This window comes from Methylobacillus sp. MM3, from assembly GCF_001645185.1.
In the GTDB taxonomy this organism is placed as follows: Bacteria; Pseudomonadota; Gammaproteobacteria; order Burkholderiales; family Methylophilaceae; genus MM2.
Map to the genome: position 1 here is coordinate 137,294 of NZ_LXTQ01000001.1, position 12,494 is coordinate 149,787.

A 12,494-nucleotide genomic window follows, 5' to 3' on the forward strand; every position below is an offset into this window, starting at 1 on the left:
ATTGGTCAGGAATTGATCAGGCGAGTTCCCTTTGCTACATTCAATGGCCCTGAAATAATTTTTGTTGCGTGCGGTTTGCCGCTGCAGACCCCTCAACAGTGCCGGAACCTAGCTGCCACATGAAGCAATTTGCACTCATCTTTTGCCTGTTATCGAGCAGCCTGTCCTGTCAGGCGGTGGACTGGGAGGATCCCTTCGAAGCCGGCAAGCTGCCGAAGCCGGTCGTGAGCGGATCGATCGCCACCAGTGGCAACGATGTCTGCGGTGCCGAGCTGGCGCTGCCTGCGGCACTCTCGCTGGCCGATGTAGTCGACCGTGTGCTGTGCCGCAATCCAAAAAGCCATGAAGCCTGGGCCAATGCGCGCGTGCAGGCTGCAGAAGTCGGTGTGGCGCGGGCGGCTTTCCTGCCGAATGTCGACGCCACTGCCGGCGTCGAACATAACTGGAGCAACGGCGGAAGCCGCGGCGGCCTGGGTGGAACGAGCGGCACCACCGGAAGTACTTTCGGCAGTTCTTCCTCTGGCAACACCGATTACAACCAGCTTTCCGCTGGCGTCAGCCTGTCTTATCTTCTCTACGATTTCGGTGGCCGCGATGCCGCCCTCGAAAATGCCCGCCAATTGTTCGAGGCTGCCAGCGCGACGCAGGATAACGTCGTGCAGGGGCTTTTCTTCTCCGCAATCCAGGGCTATTACCAGCTGAATGCCGCGCAGGCGGCGCTGGAATCCGCGTTGGAGGCCGAGCGCAGCAGCAAGGCCAGCCTGGATGCAGCGACAGCGCGTTATCAGGTGGGTGTCGGCACGCCCGCCGACAGATTGCAGGCGCAAACAGCCTATTCGCAGGCGGTGCTGGATCGTATCCGCGCCGAGGGCGCGCTGCGCAATGCGCACGGCACGCTGGCCAATCTGATGGGCATGGATGCCAACCAGAACTACACCTTGCAGCCCGTCGCCGACGCACCGGCCACCGGGCAATTCCAGGCCAATGTCGGCGAGCTGATCGCGGAGGCGCGCAGGCGTCGCCCCGATCTTGCCGCGGCCGAGGCACAAATCGCTGCTGCCGAGGCCGGAATCGCCAGCGCGCGCGCCGCAGGCAAACCCAGCATTTCCGTCAGCACCGATCTGGCCTATCTCAATCGTGAATCCAGCGACTCCAGCCGTAGCGGCGGAATAGGGCTCAATGTCACGATTCCGCTATTTACCGGCTTTGCCAACACTTATCGCATCCGTTCCGCGACGGAGCAGGCGGAGGCCAGAAAGGCCGCGCGCGATCAGATTTCCTTGCAGATTGCGCTCGACGTCTGGCAGGCCTATCAGAATCTCCAGACTGAAACGCAATCGGTGCAGAGCAGCGCCGATCTCGTCGCCAGCGCCATCCAGAACGCCGATGTCGCGCTTGGCCGCTACAAGGCCGGCGTAGGCAATATCATCGACGTGATCACTGCGCAGTCCGCGCTTGCCAGTGCCCGGGCGCAGCGTATACAGGCCCGTTTCAACTGGGATATTGCACGGGCCAGCCTGGCGTACTCGATGGGTCGGCTGGACGACGTGGCGGCCGATACTCAACATCCTCTTTCCTCAGAAAGTCAGCAATGAAGTTTCTTTCCAGGCTATTCAGCGGCTGGGCGCTACTGCTGCTTGCGCTCGTTGCAGCAGGCGGCTATTACTATTACCGGAGCCAGCACCAGCCCGACGCGAGCGCGATCTATCGCACGGAAGAAGTAGACATCGGCGATATGGTGCAGACCGTATCCGCCAACGGCACGCTGAATCCCGTGACGTTGGTCAGCGTCGGTACCCAGGTTTCGGGCACGGTGCGCAAGCTCTACGCCGACTTCAACCAGAAAGTGGAAAAAGGACAAATCCTGCTTGAGCTGGACGACGCGATCTATTCCGCGCAAGTGCGGCAGAGCGAGGCCAGTATCCGCAACGTACAGGCCACCCTCGACCTGGCGCGCGCCAATGAAGCACGCATGCAGAATCTGTTCGGCCTGGAATACGTATCGCGGCTGGAGCTGGATCAGGCCATACAGGCGCGACGCTCCGCCGAGGCGCAGATTGCGCAGGCGCAGGCGCAGCTGGCGCGCGACCGGGCCAATCTCAATTACACCGTGATCCGCTCGCCGGTTTCCGGAGTGGTCGTGGCGCGGCAGGTGGATATCGGCCAGACCGTGGCCGCCAGCTTCCAGACGCCGGAGCTGTTCAAGATCGCGCAGGATCTTTCCAAGATGCAGATCCATTCGAATTTCGCCGAAGCCGACGTCGGGCAGATACGCGTCGGCCAGCAGGCGATCTTCAGTGTGGATGCCTACCAGGATCGTAAATTCAGTGCCGTGGTGCAGCAGGTACGGCTCAATCCGACCATACAGTCGAATGTCGTGACCTACGACGTGGTGCTGGGCGTGGATAACCCGGAACTGATCCTGCTGCCGGGCATGACTTCTTATGTCAGCATCACCGTTGCCGAACAACCGGCAACGTTACGGGTGCCGAATGCCGCGCTGCGTTACCGACCAGCACAAAACGAGTCCTCCAGGGATGGATCCAAAGCCAAATCCTCCCGCCGCCAGGATGGCCCGGCGCGCAAGGTTTACGTGCTGCGCCAGGGCAAGCCTGTTGCAGTTCCGGTAACGCTGGGCATTACCGATAACAAGTACACGGCCGTGCTTTCGGGCAATCTCAAGGCGGGAGATCAAGTCATCGTCGGCGATAATTCGCCGGAAGAAGACAAGCGCTCCGGCGGGCCGGGTATGCGCATGAGGCTATTCTGATGCAAGCGGCCCCGCTGATCCGCATCAGCCATCTCAAGAAACAATACGAAACCGATGCCGGTCCGGTGCCGGTACTGCACGACGTGTCGCTGGATATCCAGGAGGGCGAGTTCGTCGCCATCATGGGCCCTTCCGGCTCGGGCAAATCCACTTTCATGAACATTCTCGGATGTCTGGATATCCCCACCGGCGGCCGCTACGAGTTACAGGGCCACGACGTCGGCCAGATGGATAGCGACGAGCTGGCGCGGCTGCGCAATCACGTGATCGGCTTCGTCTTTCAGGGCTTCAACCTGCTGCCGCGCGCCAACCTCGAAACCAATGTCGCGCTGCCGCTGCTCTATGCCCGCATAGGCAAATCCGAAAGGCTGGAACGCGCACGCAATCTCCTGACCCAGACAGGGCTGGGCAAATATGCGGAATCGTTGCCCAACCAGATATCCGGCGGCCAGCAGCAGCGCGTCGCCATTGCCCGCGCACTGGCCGGCAAGCCGCGGCTGATTCTCGCCGATGAGCCGACCGGCAATCTCGACTCGCATACCAGCCAGGAAATCATGGATATCTTCACGCGCTTGAATGCCGAGGACGGCATTACCATTGTGCTGGTGACGCACGAGCCGGACATCGCGCAATACGCGAAACGGCTGGTACGCTTCGTAGACGGCCATATCGTGCACGATGGCGGCGTTCACGAGGCTGCCGCATGATGATAGGGGTGATGCTCGGCGAGGCCTGGCATGCGATGGGTGCCAACCGCATGCGTACCTTCCTCACCATGCTGGGGATGGTGATCGGCGTGGGCGCAGTCATCCTGATGATGGCGATCGGGCAGGGCGTGCAGTATTCCGTGAATCAATCGATTGCCTCGATGGGCAGCAATCTTTTCCTCGTGGTATCCGGTTCGACCACTTCCGGCGGCGTGCGCATGGGTGGCGGCGCTGCGCCGACATTGACATTGAGCGACGCAGAAGCGATTGCCGAGCTGCCCAATATCGCCGCGGCCGCTCCGGTCGCCTCCGGCACAGCGCAGGTCATCAACGGCCCCAACAACTGGAGTACCGGCATTTCCGGTGTGACGCCGGATTATCTCGAGGTCGCGAATTGGGAGCTCGCCGACGGTTACTGGATGGCCGATTCAGACGTGCGCTCGGCGACGCGTGTTGCCGTTCTGGGCAATACCGTGGCGCAGAATCTGTTCGGCGACGAAAACCCGGTCGGCAAGACCATACGCATCAAGCAGAGCCCCTTCATCGTCATCGGCGTTCTGGCGCCCAAGGGGCAGGCGCTGGACGGCCGCGATCAGGACGACACTGTCCTGGTGCCGGTGCGCACCGCGCAGCGCCAGCTGCTCGGCCAGCAGTTCCAGAATGCCGTTCGGCACATCATGGTGCAGGCCGTGTCGGCGGAAGCGATGCCGCAGGCCGAGCGCGACATGAATGATCTGCTGCGCCAGCGGCACCGTATCCGAGCCGGCGCGGATGATGACTTCACTGTGCGCAACATGACCGCGATGGCGAATACCGCCGCCGAAACCGCCAAACTGATGTCCCTGCTGCTGGGCGCGATTGCGTCGATCTCGCTGGTTGTCGGCGGGGTCGGCATCATGAACATCATGCTGGTGTCGGTGACCGAGCGCACGCGCGAGATCGGCATCCGCATGGCGATAGGGGCCAGAAAGCGCGATATCCTGACGCAATTCCTGCTGGAAGCGATCAGTATTTCGATTGCCGGCTGCACCATCGGCGTGGCCCTGGGAGTAGGCGGGGCGTTGCTTGTGAACCATTTGACGCAAACGCCGATAGTTATCACTTTTGCGTCAATTGCGCTTGGTTTTGCGGTTGCGACTGCAGTAGGCGTTTTTTTCGGGTATTATCCGGCCCACCAAGCAGCCAGACTAAGGCCAATCGAAGCCTTGAGATATCAATAAGCTACTGGTTCTTCAGGCAAAAAAACTCTTGCCTGAAAGGCCGGAAAAAATTGTATCATTGAGCCCGCGACGAAATCATAAATACGCAACAAATCATAACCCTGCAACCCATTCGGAGGATATATCGTGGCCAAGCCATTAATTCAAGTAGCACTGGATTCTTTAGATTACGAACAAACCCTGGCGCTGGCTCGTCAAGCCGCTCCCTACGTCGACATCATTGAAATCGGCACGCCCTGCTTGAAGGTGAATGGTATCGCGATTGTCAAGGCAATCCGCGCACAACATCCGGACAAGCTGATTTTTGCCGACCTGAAGACCATGGACGCCGGTTACTACGAAGCCGAGCCGTTCTTCAAGGCTGGCGCCGACATCACCACCGTTCTGGGTACTGCCGATATCGGCACCATCAAGGGCGTGGTCGATGTGGCCAACGCCTACGGCAAGCAAGCCCAGGTCGATCTGATCAACGTGACCGACAAGGCCGCACGTGCAGCCGAAGCCGCCAAGGTGGGTGCCCATATCATCGGCATCCACACCGGCATCGACCAGCAACTGGCCGGCCAAACCCCGTTTGCCGACCTGGCAGCCCTGGTTGGCCTGGGTCTCAACGTCAAGATCTCCGTTGCCGGCGGCATCAAGCAGGCTACGGTACAACAAGTCGTCAAGGCTGGCCCGAGCATCGTCGTTGTTGGCGGCGCGATCACCGGCTCCAAGGCTCCTGACGTTGCTGCTCGCGAAATCCGCGAACTGGCCGATGCAGCCAGCGGCGAAAGCGCCGGCGGCGGCCTCTTCGGCTGGGTAAAGAAGCTGTTCGCTTAATTGCTCATTGCTCCGTCCAACATGGATGGAGTGCGCAATAAAGCAGAATGCCGTCATTCGCAAGGATGACGGCATTTTTCATTTCAGGCATGCTTCAGCGGAAGCTTGCATATTTGAGCAATCGCCTTTGTCTCGTGCCATTAGAGAACCAAAGGAGTACTTCTGCTGATGTCTATCCTGCCGCCGCTTCGCTGATGAGCCAGTCGCGAAAAGCCGCCAACTTTGGCAGGCTGGCGCATTCCGCCCGGTATACTACGTAGTAGGCAAGCGCAGACGTGAACTCGATTTGCGGAAATAGCCTAACCAATCGGCCAGCTGCGAGATCGTCGCGCGCCATGACGCTGCGGGCCAATGCCACACCATGTCCATCGATCGCTGCTTGCAGCACCGCGGCGGAATTGTTGATCCGCAGTCCTCGTTTGGTCGTGATCGCCTTCACCTCCGCCTTTTCGAGCCATGCATCCCAGGACGCAAAGCCCTCATGGCTATCCATCGACAGATCGTGGATCAGCGTCTCCTTGCCAAGGTCGACTGGTTCGCGCAATCGCCGCTCCTGACGCAGCAACCCGGGAGAACAGACAGGGTAGACTTCCTCGTCCATGAGTTTTTCCGTCACCAGTCCAGGCCAGTCGCCTGCACCATAGCGTACGCCAATGTCGATTCCTTGAGCGACGAAGTCCAGCAGCTTGAGGCTGGTATCGAGCCGCACGTCGGTATCGGGCCACGTTGCCTGGAACCGATCAATGCGCGGCAATAGCCATTTGGCAGCAAAGGCGGGGCTGACCGTCACCGTCAGCACGCCGTTTGTCGATATCTCCTTGAGTCGTTCCAGACCGAGGCTCAATCGATCGAATCCCGCCCGTATGTCCGGCAGTGCTCGCTGCGCAGCTTCCGTAGCCACGAGCCGCGCACGTCCGCTGCTGCTTCGATGAAAGAGCGGTGCACCAAGCCATGTCTCCAAGCTTCGCACCAACTGTCCTACAGCCGCAGGTGTCACATGGAGCTCAGCTGCTGCTGCGGAAAAGCTTTGATGCCGGGCGCTGGATTCGAACGCGCGTAGCGCATTCAGGTGGATAGGAGTCTTCATAATGAGATAGTTTTTCTTTCAGTTGGAAAAAGAATAACTCATTTGCGGCAAGGCGTGCTCACGTGAACAATGGCGCCATAAATACATTGTGAGCTGACAACATGCTACCTCAATACTCTTCAATCGATATCTCAATAAGCACTGGTGAATATTTTTTCTTCTAGGGCCGTACTGTTGCGGGAGCTGGTTTCAGCGTTGGTGAAGACAATCCAGAACTGACGGATAAGGCTGGAGCCGAAAGGAGATAGATGATAGCCACTAGAGCCCCGAAAAAACTACCGAAACCCTGAATGGGCGAAACTCGCCATGAGATGGCTCAAGCGACAGAACATCGCTACGGTTGAAGAAACGGTCATGCCTATCAATACGGACTATTCACAATGCACGGTAGTCGCCCCCGATCAGTATCAATGGGTACCTTCGCCACAGCCTGGAGTGGAGCGAGTGATGCTCTACCGGCAAGGAGGAGAAAAGGGGCGTGCCACCAGCATCGTGCGGTATGCGCCAGGCTCGCACTTTCCACCACATCAGCATCCAGGCGGAGAAGAGATACTGGTGCTCTCTGGCACGTTCTCGGAGGATGACCAGCACTACCCCGCTGGCTGGTATCTACGCAACCCGCCTGGATCCTCTCACTGGCCATTCAGTGCCGAGGGGGCAGTGATCTTCGTCAAACTTTGGCAGATGCCGCCAGAGGAAGACTGCCGCGATCGCATCGATACACAAGATCCATCCCGGTGGATCCGCCGGCCTGGACGGGATGTTTGTCCATTGTATTCAGGTGCTACCGAACAGGTGACCCTTGAGCGCCTCGATCCGGACGAGCCTCTTTTCACCAGCCCTGTAGATAGCGCCGAGATGCTGGTACTAGCCGGCGAACTGCAGGCCGATGGGCAGCAATACACGCGTGGTTGCTGGATACGCCTGCCTGCTGGCGAGTATCCCGGAATCGTCGCCAGCAAGAGCGGCACTACCCTTTATCTCAAGACGGGTCACCCGACCGGCAAAACCACCAAGGTTTAGATCAATGCAGACTTATCGTATCGCCATCGTCGGAGGGGGCCTCAGTGGGCTGTATGCCGCGTACTTACTCGAGCAGCAAGGCATTACGAATTACGTGCTCCTTGAGGCACGCGACTCTCTCGGAGGACGCATCGCGTCTGCCTCCGCGTCGGGGCACCCGGCTCCCGGGATGGCGCCCGCAGTGGATGATATCGATCGCTTCGATCTGGGACCAACGTGGTTCTGGCCTGGCTTCCAGCCCCAGCTGGACCGGCTTGTTCACGATCTGGGCCTGGAGTGCTTCGGGCAGTATGAACAGGGCGACATGGTGGTGGAGCACTCGTCCAGTGTTCCACCCATGCGGAGACGTGGATTCAAGAACCTTCCAAGCTCGATGCGCCTGGTGGGCGGCATGGGCGCACTCATCGACGTCCTGCTTAGCCGTCTGGATTCGACGCGAATAATCACCGGTCAGCCAGTCCGGCGCTTGCGTTGCACCGACCATCATGTCGAACTGGACAGCGAGGACGCCTTCGGCCACATCACGACCTGGTGCGCCGAGCATGTATTGCTGGCGCTGCCTCCGCGTCTGGCCGAGGACAGCATCGAGTTCACGCCGGCCTTGCCGCAAGCCCTGGCACTGCAATGGCGCGCGACGGCCACCTGGATGGCGCCACATGCCAAGTACATCGCCATCTACGACAGCCCATTCTGGCGTGAGCAAGGACTGTCCGGCGAAGCCCGAAGCATGCTGGGCCCCTTGGGCGAGATCCACGATGCGTCCATGCCCGGTGGCAGCGCGGCCTTGTTCGGCTTCTTCGGGATGCCGGCCCGCTTCCGGAAGAATGTGCCCGAAGACGAATTACTGCCCCTCTGTCGCACGCAGTTCATGCGGATGTTTGGGCCACAGGCAGCGACACCCAAGGCCGAAATCATCAAGGATTGGGCGCTGGACCCCTACACGGCCACCGTTGCCGATCTGGACGGCGCCGGCCACTACGCCGAAGTCCCTGCCGCCACGGTCACCTCCGGCCCTTGGAGTAGCCGCCTGACCGGCATCGCCAGCGAGTGGTCGCGACAGTTTCCGGGCTACGTTGCCGGCGCCATCGAAGCTGCGAGTCTGGGCGTGCAAGCATTGCCAAAACCCAGCTCGTGAGAGTGCGACCTCACGACAAGTCGCATGTATGACTACTAAAGGACCGGACATGAAGACCACTTACCGTGCCATGCAAATTACCCAGCCCGGCATCCTCGAACTGGTGGAGCGCAAAACGCCCACGCCGAGCCCCGGGGAAGTGCTGATCGAGGTCGAGGCATGCGGTATCTGCGGCGCCGATGCCGCCGACATTGAAGGAGTCGATCCGACATTGCAGCCTCCGCGCGTGCCCGGCCATGAAGTCGTCGGCCGCATCGTCGCGCTCGGCACCAACACGCCTTCGATCTGGAAGCTCGGCCAGCGCGTGGGTGTGGGCCGTCTTGGTGGCCACTGCAACGAATGCGTGCAATGCCGTCGAGGCCAATTCCAGCTCTGCCAGAACCAGCCCTTCGTCGGCTCCACGTGCGACGGCGGCTACGCGGAAATGATGCTGGCTCGCAGCACTGGGCTGGTTTCGATTCCGGACGAACTGAGCTCCGAAGAAGCCGCACCCATCCTGTGCGCTGGCATCGCCACCTTCAACGCCCTCAAGAAGTCGGGGGCCGAGGCCGGCGACCTGGTGGCTGTACTCGGCATCGGTGGCCTGGGTCATATGGCACTGCAATATGCGCGCAAGATGGGCTTCAAGGTGGTCGCGATTGGACGTGGTATTGATATCGCCGAGGACGCAAAGACGCTGGGAGCACACGTCTATATCGACACCAATCAAGAGGATGCCACGGCCAAGCTGCAAAGCATGGGCGGCGCGCAAGCCATCGTCACCACCATCACCCATCCAGCCGCCGTATCCGCGCTGATGCCCGGCCTGACGCCACAGGGGCGCCTGGTCGTGCTGGGCGTCGGCAGGGACCCGCTTCCCGTATCCGTTGGTCATCTGGTCGTAGGCGAGCGTAGCGTGCAGGGGTCGATCACCGGCTCACCTTACGAGAACGAGAAGGTGCTGGATTTCAGCGTCCTCGCCGGTGTCCGCCCACGAATCGAGACCATGCCTTTGGAGCAAGCATACGACGCCTATCAGAGGATGAAATCCGGCAACGCCAGGTTCCGCATGGTGTTGACCATAGGCTACCAGCCAGCCCCTGGCGTGACTCAGCCCATGGAGCTTTCAATGCCGAGTAAATCCAAATGACACACAACAATACCGCCCTGATGGACGATTTTCTTCCGTGTTTCCGGAACGCGACCAGCGAGGGAACATATGGCGACTTACCATTGCACAAGCGTTGGCTGCGCCAATTCGGTGGTCATTTACGCCACGGGCGCGATCGTCGGCACCGACGGAACTCTTGTACTCGACCTCTACGCATGGATCCTGCAGCGCCTGTTCGGAATACCTGCAACCAATTGGGCAAATGGTTGGCCGCTGGATCGGGCTCATGCCTCGCGGCAGCTTCGTTCAACTGCAGCTCGGCAAGGCCAGCAAGGTACCAGGCGAGCTTGTCATAGGCTGGGCCTTCCATTACATCGTTGGTGCGGGCTACGGTCTACTGCTTGTTGCGATCCGGGGTGCTGATTGGTTGCGACAGCCTGTTATCGCTGCACCAATGACGCTTGCTCTCATGCTGCTTGTTTTGCCCTATTTTTTGATGATGCCAGGCATGGGGATGAGGATTGCCGCATCGCGCGCACCAAAACCGAACGTGGCGCGATTAATGAGCATTCTTGGTCATTCTGTATTTGGGGTCGGCATGTACCTCACGGCACTGCTGTCTCACTAGCAGCTTGAGCTCAGGGGCCTTGAATGACGTGCTGGACAGGCATTGAGGCCGTATCATCGCAGTGATATTAGCCCGCTGCCCTCCAGCACCTTGGTGCTTGCAGCGGACATTTTTCATTTACGCCGTCCGGCGCTGTGTGCGACACGTTAAAATGCTGTCATTTCCGCTTTCGGTATTCCCATGACGATACAACTCCTTCCCGACCACCTCATCAGCCAGATTGCGGCCGGGGAAGTCGTCGAGCGGCCGGCCTCGGCGCTTAAGGAGCTGCTGGAAAACAGCCTCGATGCCGGAGCCGACAACGTGTCGGTCATGCTGTTGCAGGGCGGCATCAAACAGCTCCGTGTAGCCGACAACGGTGGCGGTATCGCGCCGAACGAACTTCCGCTGGCGCTTGCGCGCCATGCCACCAGCAAGATCGCCAGCCTCGACGACCTCGAACGTGTCGCCAGCCTGGGTTTTCGCGGCGAGGCGCTTGCCAGTATCGCCTCGGTTTCGCGGACCAGCATCGTCAGTCGCTTGACTGGCGAACGCCACGCCTGGCGCATCGCTTCTGAAGGTGCAACGCTGATCCCTGCCGAGCCCGCAGCGCTGGATGAGGGAACGGTGGTCGAAGTAAACGACCTCTATTTCAACACGCCCGCCCGGCGCAAGTTTCTTAAAACCGAAAACACCGAGTTCGGCCATTGCGAAGAGGCCTTCAAGCGCATTGCCCTGTCGCGTCCGCAGGCCGGTTTCATGCTGCAGCATAATGGGCGTGCCCAATGGCGCATGACCGCCGGCGAGCCGCAGAAACGCTTTGCCGAGGTGCTGGGTTCGGAATTTTCGGAACATGCCCTGATGCTAGATGAATCCAGCGCCGGTTTGCGGCTGTGGGGCATGGCGGCGAAACCGGCATACTCCAAGCTTTCGCGCGATACGCAGTATTTCTACGTCAACGGCCGCTTCATACGCGACAAGCTGGTTTCGCATGCAATACGCCAGGCTTACCAGGATGTGTTGCATCATCAGCGCCATCCGGCTTTCGTGCTGTTCTTCGAGATCGATCCTACCCTGGTGGACGTGAACGTACACCCGACCAAAACCGAAGTGCGCTTCCGCGACAGCCAGGCTGTACATCGTTTCATTTTTCACGTGCTGCACAAGGCCTTGGCAGCACCCGTGGCTGCCGCGCCGGAGCAAAACAACCCGTTCGGGCTGAACCAGCCGCAACCCGGCAGCGGCGCACCGTCCAGTCCGGGGCAAGCGGCGTATTCAACGCAGCCGTACCAGCCGCAGATTCCGCTGCGTGCTGCAGAAAGTCTGGGGTTCTATGAAACGCTGTTCGGCAATTCGTCCAATGCCGCGGCGCCCGCTCAGGCGCCATTGCAGGTCAGCCCGCCATACGTCATCACGGAGGATTTGCCTGCTGAAGCCCAGGAGTTTCCTCTCGGTTTCGCCATCGCCCAGTTGCACGGTGTCTATGTCTTGGCGCAAAACCGGCATGGCCTGGTGGTGGTGGATATGCACGCCGCACACGAACGCATCATGTACGAGCGCCTCAAGAATGCGCTGGACACGCGCGCCATTGCCACGCAGCCGCTGCTGATCCCGGTGAGCTTTCATGCCGACCGGCTGGAGGTTGCCACGGTGGAAGAGCAAGAGACCGTACTGCACGACCTCGGCTTCGAGATCGCCGTGCTCTCGCCGACGACCCTGGCGGTTCGCGCGATTCCTGCAATGCTGGCGGATGCCGACGCTGTGGCGCTGGCACGTGCCGTAATCGCCGACATTCGCGAGTATGGCGGCAGCCGCGTGCTCACCGAGCGCCGCAATGAAATGCTCGCCACCATGGCCTGCCACGCCGCCGTGCGCGCCAACCGCAGTCTTACCGTTACCGAAATGAATGCGCTGCTGCGCGACATGGAGGCTACGGAACGTTCCGACCAGTGCAACCACGGCCGTCCGACCTGGTTCCAGATGACGATGAGCGAGCTGGACAAAATGTTCATGCGCGGCAAATAGCCATCTCC

At 60.1% G+C, this 12,494-nt stretch carries 11 protein-coding genes and 2 pseudogenes; 12 read left to right on the top strand and 1 reads right to left on the bottom strand.

The annotated features are described in order from the left end of the window. Positions 1-119: 119 nt before the first annotated feature. The 5 genes from A7976_RS00655 (at position 120) to hxlA (ending at position 5,519) form a co-directional block, all read left to right on the top strand. Positions 120-1,595 carry a TolC family protein gene (locus A7976_RS00655; protein ID WP_067105761.1) on the top strand — a complete coding sequence of 492 codons (1,476 nt, stop codon included), beginning with the start codon at positions 120-122 and terminating at the stop codon, positions 1,593-1,595. After that, positions 1,592-2,770: an efflux RND transporter periplasmic adaptor subunit gene (locus tag A7976_RS00660; RefSeq protein WP_067105763.1), complete on the top strand. Its 1,179-nt coding sequence runs from the start codon at positions 1,592-1,594 to the stop codon at positions 2,768-2,770. The genes A7976_RS00655 and A7976_RS00660 overlap by 4 nt, the downstream gene beginning before the upstream one ends. Continuing rightward, entirely contained in the window at positions 2,770-3,477 is a 708-nt protein-coding gene (locus A7976_RS00665; RefSeq protein WP_067105765.1) for an ABC transporter ATP-binding protein, read from the top strand. The genes A7976_RS00660 and A7976_RS00665 overlap by 1 nt, the downstream gene beginning before the upstream one ends. Continuing rightward, positions 3,477-4,697, top strand: a complete 1,221-nt coding sequence (locus A7976_RS00670) for an ABC transporter permease (RefSeq protein ID WP_067107196.1) — start codon at positions 3,477-3,479, stop codon at positions 4,695-4,697. Before A7976_RS00665 ends, A7976_RS00670 begins: the two co-directional genes overlap by 1 nt. Positions 4,698-4,823: 126 nt before the next feature. Beyond that, on the top strand, positions 4,824-5,519 hold the full coding sequence (hxlA, locus tag A7976_RS00675; protein ID WP_067105767.1) for a 3-hexulose-6-phosphate synthase: 696 nt from the start codon (positions 4,824-4,826) through the stop codon (positions 5,517-5,519). A gap of 172 nt (positions 5,520-5,691) precedes the next feature. Here hxlA and gcvA read toward each other — a convergent pair whose 3' ends face one another. Beyond that, positions 5,692-6,606, bottom strand: a complete 915-nt coding sequence (gene gcvA, locus A7976_RS00680) for a transcriptional regulator GcvA (protein ID WP_067105769.1) — start codon at positions 6,604-6,606, stop codon at positions 5,692-5,694. A 354-nt stretch (positions 6,607-6,960) separates the two neighbouring features. On the opposite strand from gcvA, the pseudogene A7976_RS15450 reads away from it, so the two are divergent. The 7 genes and pseudogenes from A7976_RS15450 to mutL form a co-directional block, all read left to right on the top strand. Then, positions 6,961-7,281: pseudogene (locus tag A7976_RS15450) on the top strand (cupin domain-containing protein); the annotation flags it as partial. A gap of 96 nt (positions 7,282-7,377) precedes the next feature. Continuing rightward, positions 7,378-7,629, top strand: a complete 252-nt coding sequence (locus tag A7976_RS15290; RefSeq protein ID WP_240483753.1) for a hypothetical protein — start codon at positions 7,378-7,380, stop codon at positions 7,627-7,629. Positions 7,630-7,633: 4 nt separating this feature from the next. Further along, a pseudogene (locus tag A7976_RS15455) lies at positions 7,634-7,894 on the top strand (NAD(P)-binding protein); the annotation flags it as partial. 72 nt (positions 7,895-7,966) lie between these two features. Then, complete coding sequence (locus A7976_RS00690) at positions 7,967-8,764, top strand: FAD-dependent oxidoreductase (protein WP_240483781.1); 798 nt, start codon at positions 7,967-7,969, stop codon at positions 8,762-8,764. Between the two features lie 49 nt (positions 8,765-8,813). Further along, entirely contained in the window at positions 8,814-9,893 is a 1,080-nt protein-coding gene (locus A7976_RS00695) for an alcohol dehydrogenase (RefSeq protein ID WP_067105774.1), read from the top strand. Between the two features lie 223 nt (positions 9,894-10,116). After that, the gene (locus A7976_RS00700; protein WP_256365511.1) at positions 10,117-10,482 is read left to right on the top strand and encodes a DUF2938 family protein; all 366 of its coding nucleotides are present in this window, start codon (positions 10,117-10,119) and stop codon (positions 10,480-10,482) included. A gap of 180 nt (positions 10,483-10,662) precedes the next feature. Further along, entirely contained in the window at positions 10,663-12,486 is a 1,824-nt protein-coding gene (gene mutL / locus A7976_RS00705) for a DNA mismatch repair endonuclease MutL (RefSeq protein ID WP_067105776.1), read from the top strand. Positions 12,487-12,494: the final 8 nt, after the last annotated feature.

What these genes read in the sequence shown, in the direction of transcription:
- A7976_RS00655 (WP_067105761.1), top strand. Translation starts at nt 120, where the DNA reads ATGAAGCAATTTGCACTCATCTTTTGCCTGTTATCGAGCAGCCTGTCC.
- A7976_RS00695 (WP_067105774.1), top strand. Translation starts at nt 8,814, where the DNA reads ATGAAGACCACTTACCGTGCCATGCAAATTACCCAGCCCGGCATCCTC.
- mutL (WP_067105776.1), top strand. Translation starts at nt 10,663, where the DNA reads ATGACGATACAACTCCTTCCCGACCACCTCATCAGCCAGATTGCGGCC.
- gcvA (WP_067105769.1), bottom strand. Translation starts at nt 6,606, where the DNA reads ATGAAGACTCCTATCCACCTGAATGCGCTACGCGCGTTCGAATCCAGC.
- A7976_RS00690 (WP_240483781.1), top strand. Translation starts at nt 7,967, where the DNA reads ATGCGGAGACGTGGATTCAAGAACCTTCCAAGCTCGATGCGCCTGGTG.
- A7976_RS00700 (WP_256365511.1), top strand. Translation starts at nt 10,117, where the DNA reads ATGGTTGGCCGCTGGATCGGGCTCATGCCTCGCGGCAGCTTCGTTCAA.
- A7976_RS00660 (WP_067105763.1), top strand. Translation starts at nt 1,592, where the DNA reads ATGAAGTTTCTTTCCAGGCTATTCAGCGGCTGGGCGCTACTGCTGCTT.
- A7976_RS00665 (WP_067105765.1), top strand. Translation starts at nt 2,770, where the DNA reads ATGCAAGCGGCCCCGCTGATCCGCATCAGCCATCTCAAGAAACAATAC.
- A7976_RS00670 (WP_067107196.1), top strand. Translation starts at nt 3,477, where the DNA reads ATGATAGGGGTGATGCTCGGCGAGGCCTGGCATGCGATGGGTGCCAAC.